This window comes from Nitrosospira sp. Is2 (assembly GCF_033095785.1).
GTDB lineage: Bacteria > Pseudomonadota > Gammaproteobacteria > Burkholderiales > Nitrosomonadaceae > Nitrosospira.
The window spans coordinates 3,079,908-3,092,977 of record NZ_CP137134.1; the positions used below are offsets into that span (position 1 = coordinate 3,079,908).

Consider the following 13,070-nt stretch of genomic DNA (forward strand, 5'->3'; position numbering starts at 1 on the left):
TCTGCCGCAGTTGACGATCGTCGGGGCGAGAAGCTCGCGCAGCCGCACGGGTTCGGCAGACCGGTCAGCTCGTCGTAGCTGGCCATTGCGCCAGATAGTCATCGGCCTCCCCCGCCTTCTGACTCACCCGTAGTGAGGAGATGCCAAAGCCTCGGCCCGGCAGCGGTTTCGACGAGTAGCCGCCGTTCCTCGTCGTCGAACGCGTCCGGTTTCGCCGCGTATATCGTCAGTGCGCCCGTCACCGTCCCGTCCACGCGAACAGGGCAGCGAAATCACTGAAGCATAGCCGCGCTGGAGCGCCTCGTCTCGTCACGGCGCATAGCGCGCATCGTTGAGAACGTCGCGCACCACTGTCATGTGCTGCGGATGCCGGCTTTGCTCGGGGGAGCACTTTCTCATTTTCCATGTTCTATTCGCGTCCAAGCCGGACTATCCCGAATCTCGCACAGAAGCGCTCGAAGATATATTTTATTATGCCGTCGTAAATCGCGTAGATCCCTGTTCACTTGGGAAAGCGGATGTCGCTCCATTTCCTAGTGTAGCGGGGGACATGGCTTCCCGTGCATGGGCCCAGGGCTTGAGAGCCGATGAAGAAAATACGGACCGGGTATTGCGCAATACGCGTATTTTAACCGCCAGTAGCAGGGAGCGAAGCGATTGAAGAGCGTTCGCCGCTAGTAGTCTATTCGCGATAGCATCTCCACTGGGAGTGGACGTGTGCAGTCCGGCCCAAACGTACGTTTCCACCTATTTGTTCCGAAATCCAGTTTAACCACAGGAGGATCAGAACCATGGCTGAACCCACCATTCAAGATCGAGCCGCCGGCGCGATCATGGGCGCCTTTATCGGAGACGCCCTTGGAGTTGGACCTCACTGGTACTATGACCTCGAGGAGCTTCACCGCGACTACGGTGACTGGATCACGACTTATACTGATCCCAAGCCCGGCCGCTACCATGAAGGGCTGAAAGCAGGCCAGTTGTCGCAGGCAGGCATTATTCTCAGGCTCATGCTCCGCTCGCTCGTCGAGCGAGGTGGTTATGACGAAGCGGATTTCTGCAGGCGAATGGACGAAGAGCTGTTTCCCTTGCTTGACGGTACTCCGGCGAACGGACCCGGCGGATACACCAGCCAATCCATCCGCAACGCTTGGCGCAAGCGCGTCCAGGAGGGACTACCCTGGGGACAAACTGGCGGCAATGCCGATACTACCGAAGCCATCGAACGAACGCTTGCCCTGGCGGTTCGCTATGCGATGCAACCGCACGAACTGGCCACCGCTATTTCCGATAATGCTCGCCTTACCCAAATCGACGATGTCGTGCTATCGATGACGGTTGCGTACGGGGCCGTGCTCGGCCTCCTGGTCCAGGGGCACAAGCTCGACAAGAACCTCTCCAGTACCATGATGCAATTGGTGAAGACGGGCCAACTGCCTTTTCACGCGGTGACTCACTCCGATCTACAGCCACCCCGCCCCGGCGATCCGGATCCTCCCCGTGCAGGAAGGTTCGCATCACCTGACGCGCTGCTGACGCCATCGTATGTTTCCACTGCCGCGGCAGATCCCGCTATCAGGATAGAGCCAGCGTGGAAAGTGTCCCTCGTATACGGCATGCCCTGCGCCATCTACCACCAGCTTCCCGCAGCATACTATTTGGCTGCCCGCTTCCCTCACGACTTTGAATCGGCTGTGCTGCACGCCCTGAATGGCGGAGGGCAAAACCAGGCTCGCGCCATTCTGACCGGAGCGTTAGCCGGAGCCCAAACCGGGCTGTCTGGCATTCCCCAACGCTTCCTTGATGGACTGGAAGAAGGCGAAACGCTCAAACAGCTTGCGATGGACTTGGCGGTGAAAGTAGGCACACCGGCAGCCCGCCGGGGAGAGTAAAAGCCTGGTAGCCCGGAAAACGATCAGAGGGGTATGCCAGGAGCGCGACTCGAATGGCTCCGCTAGATTGAGAAGTGTATAAGGACTTCCTTTTGCTACACTGAAACGAGAGCTGCCAGTTGAAAGACTTGCCTTTAAGTGATTGAGCCCGTAAATGCTGTGCAACCGCTATTGCCTTGCCGGTATCGGACTAGTGGGATTGGGGATAAGGCGGGCTGCAGCTTTCCCATGCCGGGTGATGAGAACTTCTTCCCCATTCTCGATCCAGTCGAGCAAGGCGCCAGGTTTGTTCTTGGCTTCGAAGCACCGATCTCACGCATTCTTTCCCCCATTAAGCTGGACTATGAAGCTAGCTTAACTTTAAGGCATTTAAACTGGAGCATCGATAAGCTTTCTATACTTTATCTTTCGCCTTAGCTATATTGGAATCGCAGGAGGTAGAGTATCTGCCGAGAAATCCGTCCGCGAGACGATCGGTTGGTGCGAGGGGCACGCGAGAGGGATCGTTAAGTACCGGGTTTGCAGGCTCTGGACCGATGTCATGTCGCCCTTGCAATGTAAGCGTGCGGATAGCGATGGATATAAGACATAGACTTCCATTCCTTGAATAATATATTCACGCACTATTCTTCACCCGTCCGGAGGACAGCGATATGAGGAAAACTGCGCTTGCAGCCGTGGCGAGTAGTTTTATGATGGCGTTAGCGATTGCTTCAGCAATCGTGACAAAAACCTCATTTGCAGCTCCTCCTGCTCCCAGTGGGGCATTCGTGTGGAAAGACGGGCCCGAAGTCTATGCCAAGGTCTGTGCATATTGCCACGAGCAGGGCGTTGGGCCAGCCATTCGCGGGCGTGCGCTTCCTCCCGTTTACATCCGCACTATTGTACGAAATGGAAACCGGGCAATGCCATCTTTTCGCGCGGCAGAAATTGACGACGATTCTTTGACAAAATTGGCCGAATACATCTCGGCGAACTGAAAAGGCTGCCAAGGGAAGTCAAACGGGGGAGAGTAGCTCATGGATGTGTATCGACGTAATCTCATGAAAGGCGCATTGATGGGAAGCACGCTGCTGACGCTGGGCATCTCGCCGATAACAACGGCGGCCGCTCCCTCGGGCAAGCCGGGAAGACTGCGACTGTTGCTTGGGAGCGGGGCGGCTGACGCCGAATTCGCAGCTGGAGCTCGCACCGCCTTTGCCGCGAACGCCCGCCGAGCCGCTACAGGGCACGATGCCACTTCCGCAACCGATGCAAGAGGCGCACAAAGTGGGCTGGAGGTGATGAAGCTTAACGACGGATTGCTGAACGAATACGAGAAAGTTGCCTACTTGCTTGAGACGTTCCGCGATACCCGATGGATCGCAGTCATGGATGATGGCAGCGCCGCGGTCTTCACCGAACTGGTGCGTAACGCGGGCGGCGGTTTGGTTTCGTTGGGTTCTCATGCTTCTTCGGGCGAGGCTTTGGTACGTGGGAGCGCGGCGCGCGTTTCCGGACTCAGGCACGTTTGGGCCGCCGCATCCCCTTCGCATGCCGCAGGCGGCATCCTCGCCGCGCGGCTCGTCCAAAGCCAGCGCAGCTTTTCCATCGTGGAGAATTTCTTTTCCACTCAGGGGGCGGAAGAGCGGGGCACGGTCAATAAATTTCCTCCCGGGTTTCTAGCCTGGCGACTCGAGGGCGCCGCATCCGGACACGACCCGGCCTATCTTTGTTGCGCTGGCGTGTCGCCAACGGATGGCTGCCAATTGCTGGGCTGGGACACGACCCCTGCATGGATTCCGGTTAATCAGGAACCAGGGCTCGAAACAGCAGCCTCCGGAAAGCGAAGGAGCGCCTTCGAGAACGATGAGCCGCATGCCAGCGGGTGGGTGGAAGCGGTAGGGTATGCAGTAGTGGCTGCCGCGCTAGGCGCCGAAGCGGGTCATGAATCCTGCTCCGCGCGCGCCCATGTATACCAATCAGGCGGAGTCAAGCGTGGCAGGCCCGACAAGGCAGGCCGGTTCACCTCATTCGTAATAGACATTTAGCCAGGGGAGCAAATAATGGCCAGTAAATATATTGCGTTGCCCCACGGCGTGTCCGAACAGACTTTCGATGCCGCCATCAGCGCCTTTCGCGCCGTACTGGGAGATTCTGCTGTGCTCGTATCCGCTGAGCTACTCGCCCCCTACATCAAAACCATGATGCCGGTCCCGGACTCGCGGCACACTCCTTCTGCGGCAATAATGGCCACAACGGTGGAGCAGATCCAGAAGATCGTGGGCATTTGCAACAAGTACAAAGTACCTGTCTGGCCCATCTCAACCGGCAAGAACTTGGGTTACGGTTCAGCGGCACCGGCCGAACGCGGACAGGTGGTGCTTGATCTCAAGCGCATGAATCGTATTCTTGAAGTCGACAAGGACCTGGCCTATGCCCTGGTTGAACCGGGCGTCACTTATAAACAGCTCTACGACTATATCGCCGAGCACAAGCTGGGCTTATGGCTTTCCATGCCAGCGCCCTCGGCCATTGCCGGTCCGGTAGGCAATACGCTGGACCGGGGAGTCGGATATACCCCCTATGGAGAGCATTTCATGTTTGCCTGCGGAATGGAGGTAGTGCTGGCGAATGGCGAAGTGTTGCGTACCGGGATGGGCTCGCTGCCAAACTCAAATACCTGGCAGGTTTTCAAATGGGGATACGGTCCCTATCTTGATGGAATTTTTACCCAGTCCAACTATGGAATCGTCACCAAATTCGGTTTCTGGCTCATGCCCGCGCCGCCGGTTTTCAAGCCGTTCGTCGTTCAGTACCAGGATGAGCAGGATATCGTGGAGATTGTGGAAACAATTCGTCCGCTGCGTATCAATGGTGTTATTCCCAATGCTGTGGTCATCGCCCATGCATTGTACGAAGCCCCGACCAAAGCGCGGCGCGGCGACTATGTAACCCGACCTGGAGCGATCCCGGATGAAGCTGTTCGTAAAATTACGAAAGATCACAATCTTGGAATCTGGAACGTCTATGCGGCCCTCTATGGGACACAGGAACAGATTGACGTGAACTGGAAGATCGTAACACAGGCGTTTGGCAAATCCGGCAAGGCGAAGATATTGACTGAGAAGGAAGCGGCAGGCGACGCCGCGTTTGAATACCGGGCCAAGCTCATGAGCGGAGAAATGACGCTCAAGGAATTTTCCCTCTACAACTGGCGCGGCGGCGGCGGCTCAATGTGGTTCGCGCCCGTATCGCAGGCTCGCGGGAGCGAGACGCTCAAACAGATGACTCTGACCAAACAAATTCTTGCCAAGCATGGGCTGGATTATTCCGGGGAATTCATTGTCGGCATGCGCGACATGCATCATGTCGTCGATGTCTTGTACGACAAGGCAAACCCGGAGCAGATGAAGGCAGCGCACGAGTGCTTCGATGAGCTGCTGACGACGTTTTCGGCACAGGGATATGGAATCTACCGCGTCAACACGGCATTCATGGATAAGGTGGCCGATACATACGGCCCGGTGCAGCGCAACGTCAACAAAATTCTAAAGAAAGCGCTTGATCCAAACGGGATTCTTGCGCCGGGCAAATCGGGCATCCGGCTTTAGCCGAGCCGCATGCGGATTGTCCCATGCTGCCTAAAATCTTTTTCGAAGTTAACCGAATGAGGCATATCGGAGACCAGGGATGAGAGAGATCACGGGGGCAACGATACGTCAGAAGGGCGGCCCTTTCCGGGTCGAGAAACTGTTCCTGGATGAGCCGAGGCCGGACGAGGTGCTGGTGCGGGTAGTGGCGACGGGCATGTGCCATACCGATATGGTTGCGCGCGACCAGCTCTACGATGTGCCGCTACCGATCGTGCTCGGGCATGAAGGCGCGGGCGTGGTTGAAGAGGTGGGCGGCAGTGTGAAAAAGGTCAAGGCAGGAGACCACGTGGTGCTGACCTATATGTGGTGCGGGCACTGCAAACCCTGCCTGCGGGGAGACCTAACCTATTGTGAGAATTTTTACCCGCTCAATTTTGGCGGCGCGCGGGAGGACGGGAGCACAGCCACTTGCGAAGCTGGGGGAAGGCCAATTCACGACCATTTCTTCGGGCAATCGTCTTTCGGGACCTTGGCGCTGGTGCACGAGCGGAACGTCATCAGGGTGCCGCGCGATGCGCCCCTCGAGTTGCTGGGTCCGCTGGGCTGCGGCATCCAGACCGGGGCCGGAGCGGTCATCAACGCGCTTAAAGTCGCGCCCGGCAGCAGTTTCGCAACCTTCGGCGGTGGGGCGGTTGGATTGAGCGCAGTCATGGCGGCACATGTGGCGGGTGCAACGACAATTATTGTCTCCGACGTAGTTCCGTCCCGCCTGGAGCTTGCGAAGGAACTCGGCGCCACTCATACCGTGAACAGCCGCGAAACTGACCCGGTAACAGCGGTGCGTGAAATTACGGACGGAGGGGCCGATTTCACGCTCGAGTCGAGCGGCAGGCCCGCAATTCTTCGCCAGGCGATTGATGCGCTATCGATCGGCGGGACCTGCGGCATAGTTGGCGCGCCCGCCCTGGGCACCGAGGCGAGTTTCGACGTCAATGATGTGATGACGGCTGGCAAGCGCATCATTGGCATTATAGAAGGTGAAAGCAAGCCGGATCTTTTCATTCCGGCGTTGGTCGAGCTTTATATGCAGGGAAGGTTTCCTTTCGACAAGCTGGTGAAATTCTATACGCTCGACCAGATCAACCAGGCAGCAGAAGACAGCGAGAAGGGCGTCACTATCAAGCCTGTCATCCGTCTGGCCGCCAGTGAGGGATGATTCAGCATGCGGGCCTCCCATCAGGAGTATGCCAATTTAATCAGATATCCTTGAGGAATATTATGAAGTTTGACACGCCAACGCCAAGGCGGACAACACCTGGTCGGCGCACCGTTCTGAAAGCCTCAGCAGCTCTACTCGCTGCCGGTATGCTCGCCCCCATAAGTTCTGTTCTTGCCCAGATGACGCTAAGGCGGACACAAGACCAGATCCTGGGTCCATTTTATCCTATCATGAGCAAGCCCAATCGCAGCGGGGACCTAACCCGGGTCCCGGGAGGCTCGGAACGCGCCAAGGGAGAGCTTCTCATTGTCAGGGGCCGCGTGATCGACCCCCACGGGAGACCGGTTGCGGGAGCCGATGTCGAAATCTGGCAGGCCAATTCCGCAGGACGCTACGCTCATCCTGATGACACGAACCCAGCGCCGCTCGATCCCAACTTTGAGGGTTTCGGGGCAGTCACTACCGGCGCCGATGGCCGCTATCAGTTCAAAACTATAAAGCCGCTTCATTACCCCGCTGCACCAGGCATGATTCGGCCAGCTCATATTCACTTCGATGTGAGAGGCAAACGCGACGAGTTGATTTCGCAGATGTATTTCGAGGGAGATCCGTATATCTCAAAGGACCGATTTCTGCAGAGCGTCCTTAATCCGGAAGCACTGACTGTAAAGCTGAGCCCGTCCCGGGAGGACCCCGATTTCATGGTCGCGGAATTCGATATCGTATTCCGAGGTTAGCCAGTCTTCGCACTTTTAGAAATGTCGTCTACGTTCATGGTTCCTCTAGTGTGGCGATTAAGATGTGTGTTGGCAGGCTGTGTCAGCCGGAACTTACTGGATCTATCAGACTCTCTTATAGTCCACTCAGCGCCTCAGGCATGCTGGCTTCTGCGGAGGCATGGTTTTCTTTGAGCCTTCCAGCGATCTGCCGGTGCATCGCGGCGGCCTGCAGATTTTTCCTGACAGACTTCTCGTAATTGCGGATTAATGCATGTGTATGCGATTGCAGATCCTGAGCCCGCCTGCCATAAAGATAGCTTTTATCCTCATAGTGTTCGAGCAGCTCCTTTTTTTCCGCTACCTTTGCCTGCAATTCTGTTGCGGCGTCTTCATATAGCTTTGCCAAGGCGTCATGATCGCCTTGCGTAGTCGCCCCCTCGGCTGCCACACGGATCACGGCAGCCTCAACAGGCTCGGATGCCATCACAAAAGGACTCAGCGAAGCGAGCAGGCCTGCCATTGATAACGCTGCCATAAGATTCGCTAAATTTTTTTTCATGATTGCAATGATTCAAAGGGGATAGGTAGTTTCATCCTAATCCAGCTAATGGAATCAGTATATTGGGGAAACCTTGGTTTTTGCTAGGGAAAACTATTAGGAATAAAAACATAACAATGTGCTGCCTACGTAAACCTGATTTGCACTGTCCACATAAGTACAGCTTAGCAAAGGTTCTTTACTTTGTCCACTTATATATGCCGAAAGTATCAAACCTTGTGACTCATACCCGTAAATTGGTTTTTGTCCCTTGTATTTATCTGACGCCTTGGCCTTAGCGACCACTTCTCCGCAGGCAATAAAAAACCGCCGAAGCGGGTTGATCAGGGAAAGCCACAGCACTGGTGCTTTCTCAAGCGCTAGCAGAGATCAGCCAAGCAAGGGAACCGGGGGAGAAAGTACAGGCCTGCTGCCTAAATCCCATTCCAGATCAGTTGCCTTCGTGCCCATCTCCACCAAGTAACCGTTTTTACGGAGCGATCTACCAATTCGGCCAGTGTATGGCGTTTCGCCTCGGAAGTTTTAAAGTGGCGGCTACTGCGAATTGCCGATTCGGTATCCTGTGCCCATTTCCTGGTATCCGTCAGCCGCTCGAAGTTCGTGAATTGAATAGGGAAACCTTTTAGTCTCACCTTTACCCGGTACGCAGTCCTGCCGTTCCCCGAAATACATTTCTCAATATTTGCCCATTGCTGCCCCGCTAAGAAATATCCCAAACACCATCCGAAGCCAATAACTAGCAACAAGGGATATTAAATCCCTCGAGTGCTTCGTAAAATATTCAGTGATAGCAATGATAAATAACGTGGCAGATGCGGTAATGGGGCATTCATGGGGCTATTCTAAAAAAAGATTTTTACCGCTGTTAAATAAGCAGAAGTTACGGTTACCGTTATCTTTCACGGGCATGGCGGTAACAAAAATGATCCTTTTCTCATATAACCCTGCTTCAGCCAAGTACGTTGCGGCCGTTACCGGATATGTTCAAGTCAATAGCACTTTCTACAGGACTATTACTGCCGCTCGAAGTACATCCGAAGAAGGTGGATTGGGAGCAGCGTATTTGTCATGAGTATGCAAAAATAAAAGATTTTTGTATTGTGTTTGGCGGGTAGCAGAAAATTTAAAGACTTTCATAAAGCCAAGATTTGTTCGGGGAGAATAGGCGGCTTTCAAGCAATAACTGATGGCAAACATCAAAAAAACAGTTAGAAAAATATCGCTATGAATAATAGGATGCCGGATTGCCGCAGAGATAAACCGACTGTTGTAAGAATCGCCAGTGTAGCGAATTAGGATTCCATCTTCCGAAGCTCGGTATGTTTCTTAAGTTCGATGGAGACCGTGGTGACAATTCCTTGAGGAGGTAATGGGTGAGAAGGCAAAATGGAAGATCTGAGTTTGTTGATCGCTTACCCCATAGAGATGGAAGCGAAGTCCAGAGGCCGAGTTGTGGTTGGGGAGAAACGGTCGCCTTGTAAAAAAAAGACAAAGAGGACGTTAAGGTGTGCAATCCAAAGCTCTTCATTTCCTATAGTTGGACGAGCCAAGATCATGAAGCTTGGGTCGTTCAGCTTGCTACTGATTTGCGAGAGTCTGGTATCGATGTGATCCTCGACAAGTGGGATCTCAAAGAAGGCCACGACGCCCATGTCTTCATGGAACGTATGGTTTCCGACCCAGAAATAAAAAAGGTGGCACTCATCTGTGACAAGGTTTATGTTCAGAAGGCCGATGGCAGAAGCGGTGGAGTCGGAACCGAAACCCAGATCATCTCACCGGAAATCTATAGTAGCCAAGCGCAAGATAAATTTGTCGCAGTCGTCAAGGAGCGAGATGACGAAGGAAAGGCATGTCTCCCAGCCTATTACCGTTCTCGCATTTACATCGACTTCAGTGATGCTGGTACCGCGGGCGAAAACTTTGAGAAGCTGATTCGCTGGGTGTATGAGCAACCGCTTTACAGAAAGCCTGGTCTCGGTCAAAAACCAGGTTTTCTCTCTGAGGAACAGCGACAGGTTTCATTAGGTACTTCGTCGCGTCAGAAGCGTGCACTTGACGCAATCAAAAACGGGCGTGGCAACTCCGACGCCGTAACGATCGAGTATCTGACAACGCTTGCGAACGAGTTAGAGAAATTCCGAACGACGCATCAATTGATCCGTTTGACGACGAGGTAATTCAAAACATTGAGACATTCTTACCGTATAGAAACGAAGCTATTGAGTTATTCGTGAATATTGCTCTATACCGAGATTCATACGAAACTCGTACAGCGATTCACCGCTTCTTTGAACGCCTCATTCCCTACCTCGAGCAGCAGCAGAACGCTGGCTGCTATAGAGAATGGGATGTTGATAATTTCAAATTTATTGTTCACGAACTATTCCTCTACGCCTTAGCAACATTAATTCGAGCTGAAAGATTCGAATCTGCGAACTTTCTCCTGGCAAACGGATACTACGTATCCGGCTACTCAAAGTACAGCAAGGAGCCGATGGTCCCGTTTGAGGTCTTCGGTCAACACGTGAAATCGCTCGAGTATAGAAACAATAGACTCGGTCTACGCCGACTATCTCTTCGAGCCGACCTACTCGAACAACGCTCTAAAGGATCGGGAGTCGAGTTCCGGTATCTAATGCAGGCGGACTTTATTCTCTTCATGCGTGGCAACATTGACAGGCCAAATGATCAGTGGCATTGGTGGCCAGAAACTCTCTTGTATGTAGCCAGTCAGCACCCCGGACCATTTGAAGTATTCGCACGCTCCAGGTCAGGAATTTATTTCGAAAAAGTAAAGATTCTCTTAGGAGTGGAGTCCAAGGATGCTCTTTTGCCGCTTTTGGAAGGATTCCGTACAGAACGTCAACGCATCCCTAGATGGGAGGGCACATCCTTTGGTCCTTCTGGACTCCTTGGATTTAACGAAATCGCCACGACACCATGAATAATGCCGAGTCTAACGCTGCAGTCATTGAACGTGACGAAAGATGCCGGCTGAGTGCTTGAGCCTAAGCGCCTGGTTTCCCCACAATAGCTAGGCCGATTTAAATCCCATACGAACTTCCTGTATCGCATGATATAAGGTGTCCCCCTTCCGTTTACTTTAACAAGCTAAACAGAGCTTTAATATTATTTGTAATTAAACGTATTTATCCTACTAAACGGCCCAAATGGATCTTCTAGAAGAACTAAAAGCTCGAGTTAAAGAATTCAGAACCGATGGGTATCCAATGTCCATCGGGGAAATCGTAAATCTCTACGAGAACGACGAAATGGTCATCAACCCAAACTTCCAAAGATTTTTTCGATGGACTCAGGGGCAAAAGTCGCGTTTGGTGGAATCGTTTCTGTTGGGCATTCCCACACCCGCAATTTTCGTCTATCAGAGGAGCGACGGTGTTTGGGAGTTGGTTGATGGCTTACAAAGAATATCCACCATTCTTGAATTTGTTGGAAAGCTAAAAGGTACTCAAGGGGCGGTATTGCCACCGCTCAAATTGATTGGAACAAAACTACTTCCTAGCCTCGACGGTATCACTTGGGAGGAATCAAGCCAAAACACAAAGCCGCTTCCAAAATCGCTTCAGCTTGATTTCAAGCGTTCGAAAATCAAGGTTGAAATTATCCAGAAGGAGTCAGATGCGAACGCTAAATTTGAGGTGTTTCAACGGTTGAATACGGGTGGAACATTTTTGTCAGAGCAAGAGGTAAGAAACTGCCTGCTGGTGATGTTGAATTCGGCGGCATTTGAATGGCTGGAAGCGGTTAGCCACTTCGATAAATTTGAAGAATGTCTTTCACTAACCGACCGGGCTCTTGATGAGCGCTACGATGTGGAACTGGCCTTAAAGTTCTTTGCTTTGTCCCGGAGCGAGTTAGGCGGCAGGGATGTTTCTGATTACTTGACGGAGAGCATTGAAAAACTTTTCGTCGAGCAGAACATTGCGACAAGCGATGAAAAAATACGTTTTGAAAAGCTTTTTACCCTGTTATTTAACGCAACTGGCGAATCCACATTCCGTAAATATAACGGCCTGAGGTTCCAAGGTCGCTTTCTCGATTCTGCGTTTGAGCCCATTGCGGTTGGTCTAGGTTTTAACCTGGATAGCTACAATGAGAACGACGATAATGACATTGCGCTTGTTAGGGAGAAAATCAAAGAGATGTGGTCTATGCCATTGTTATTGAATAACGTTGGTTCCGGATCAAACGCTAAAATACGGATTCCTCGTTTAGTTGAGCTCGGACGAAAGCACTTCAAAAAATGAGCAAGACTCTTCGAACGTTGTCACAGCTTCAAGATGCGCTGGATGCTGAGAGAGTGTGGCGATTAAAAGAGTTAAGTATATTACGTAAAAAACTCTTGTTGGGTATCGGGAAAATTGGGGTAGCTAGGGAGGACGATCTTTCTCTCTTAAGACCTTGCATCACGATGCTATATGCGCATTGGGAGGGGTTCGTGAAGGCAGCATGTGGGGCCTATTTGGAATTTGTTGCGTTGCAGCGACTTGCCAATAAAGAAATGTTATCCCCGTTTTTGGCGTTGGCTGCACGTCGGCATGTTTCTCAAAGTGACGTTACTGGAGCTGAGGCCGATCGGCTCATGGCTTCCTTTTATCGAGAGCACGGAGACCGTCGTGATTACATACCATATAAAAACGGCGTAGATACCAAGAGCAATTTGTGGTTCGATGTTTTTCGCGATATTTATGAGTCTCTGGGGTTGTCATGGCAAGGCTATGAGCTGAAACGGATGCTCATCGATACGAAGCTCGTAAGCAAGCGAAACGCAATAGCGCATGGGCGATTTATCGACGTAAAGTCAGATGATGTTGAAGAGTTGTTCGATAACATTATTGAACTGATGGATAAAATAAAAGAGCAATTATTGGACTCAGCTCAGAATGGTAAATACAAATTACCAAATCACTGAGGAAGTTTAGGTGCCGAGCAATCGCCAAGCAATTTGTCACATCAATAACGCCGTGACGTGCTGGTATTGGAGCATGAAATGCGGTCCATCTTCCCGGCCGCAGTTCAAGGTTCTCAGCTGTCTGGTTTAGATGCAAATTTGTTGGTCAGTGTCCCATAAGTGCCCCAAAA

General features: G+C 52.4%; 13 protein-coding genes. 11 read left to right on the plus strand and 2 right to left on the minus strand.

Annotation, left to right across the window (positions count from 1 at the left end):
• Positions 1–791: 791 nt before the first annotated feature.
• Complete coding sequence (locus tag R5L00_RS13550) at positions 792–1,892, plus strand: ADP-ribosylglycohydrolase family protein (protein WP_317652332.1); 1,101 nt, start codon at positions 792–794, stop codon at positions 1,890–1,892.
• A gap of 168 nt (positions 1,893–2,060) precedes the next feature.
• Here R5L00_RS13550 and R5L00_RS15955 read toward each other — a convergent pair whose 3' ends face one another.
• On the minus strand, positions 2,061–2,168 hold the full coding sequence (locus R5L00_RS15955; RefSeq protein ID WP_411555565.1) for a type II toxin-antitoxin system Phd/YefM family antitoxin: 108 nt from the start codon (positions 2,166–2,168) through the stop codon (positions 2,061–2,063).
• 377 nt (positions 2,169–2,545) lie between these two features.
• Here R5L00_RS15955 and R5L00_RS13555 point away from each other — a divergent pair, with 377 nt between their 5' ends.
• From R5L00_RS13555 to R5L00_RS13575, 5 genes are all read left to right on the plus strand, one after another.
• Positions 2,546–2,872 carry a cytochrome c gene (locus R5L00_RS13555; protein WP_317652333.1) on the plus strand — a complete coding sequence of 109 codons (327 nt, stop codon included), beginning with the start codon at positions 2,546–2,548 and terminating at the stop codon, positions 2,870–2,872.
• 39 nt (positions 2,873–2,911) lie between these two features.
• On the plus strand, positions 2,912–3,922 hold the full coding sequence (locus R5L00_RS13560; RefSeq protein ID WP_317652334.1) for a hypothetical protein: 1,011 nt from the start codon (positions 2,912–2,914) through the stop codon (positions 3,920–3,922).
• Between the two features lie 15 nt (positions 3,923–3,937).
• Positions 3,938–5,485 (plus strand): FAD-binding oxidoreductase, encoded by a 1,548-nt coding sequence (locus R5L00_RS13565; RefSeq protein WP_317652335.1) that lies wholly within the window; start codon positions 3,938–3,940, stop codon positions 5,483–5,485.
• A 79-nt stretch (positions 5,486–5,564) separates the two neighbouring features.
• Entirely contained in the window at positions 5,565–6,683 is a 1,119-nt protein-coding gene (locus R5L00_RS13570; protein WP_317652336.1) for an NAD(P)-dependent alcohol dehydrogenase, read from the plus strand.
• A gap of 62 nt (positions 6,684–6,745) precedes the next feature.
• Entirely contained in the window at positions 6,746–7,423 is a 678-nt protein-coding gene (locus tag R5L00_RS13575) for a hypothetical protein (protein WP_317652337.1), read from the plus strand.
• 115 nt (positions 7,424–7,538) lie between these two features.
• Here R5L00_RS13575 and R5L00_RS13580 read toward each other — a convergent pair whose 3' ends face one another.
• Positions 7,539–7,964, minus strand: coding sequence for a hypothetical protein (locus R5L00_RS13580; RefSeq protein WP_317652338.1), 426 nt, complete (start codon positions 7,962–7,964; stop codon positions 7,539–7,541).
• A gap of 793 nt (positions 7,965–8,757) precedes the next feature.
• Here R5L00_RS13580 and R5L00_RS13585 point away from each other — a divergent pair.
• The 5 genes from R5L00_RS13585 (at position 8,758) to R5L00_RS13605 (ending at position 12,900) form a co-directional block, all read left to right on the plus strand.
• Positions 8,758–9,036: a hypothetical protein gene (locus tag R5L00_RS13585; RefSeq protein ID WP_317652339.1), complete on the plus strand. Its 279-nt coding sequence runs from the start codon at positions 8,758–8,760 to the stop codon at positions 9,034–9,036.
• A 433-nt stretch (positions 9,037–9,469) separates the two neighbouring features.
• On the plus strand, positions 9,470–10,144 hold the full coding sequence (locus tag R5L00_RS13590; protein WP_317652340.1) for an SEFIR domain-containing protein: 675 nt from the start codon (positions 9,470–9,472) through the stop codon (positions 10,142–10,144).
• A gap of 53 nt (positions 10,145–10,197) precedes the next feature.
• Positions 10,198–10,911 (plus strand): hypothetical protein, encoded by a 714-nt coding sequence (locus R5L00_RS13595; protein ID WP_317652341.1) that lies wholly within the window; start codon positions 10,198–10,200, stop codon positions 10,909–10,911.
• A gap of 226 nt (positions 10,912–11,137) precedes the next feature.
• Positions 11,138–12,235, plus strand: a complete 1,098-nt coding sequence (locus tag R5L00_RS13600; protein WP_317652342.1) for a DUF262 domain-containing protein — start codon at positions 11,138–11,140, stop codon at positions 12,233–12,235.
• Positions 12,232–12,900 carry an MAE_28990/MAE_18760 family HEPN-like nuclease gene (locus tag R5L00_RS13605; protein WP_317652343.1) on the plus strand — a complete coding sequence of 223 codons (669 nt, stop codon included), beginning with the start codon at positions 12,232–12,234 and terminating at the stop codon, positions 12,898–12,900. The genes R5L00_RS13600 and R5L00_RS13605 overlap by 4 nt, the downstream gene beginning before the upstream one ends.
• Positions 12,901–13,070: the final 170 nt, after the last annotated feature.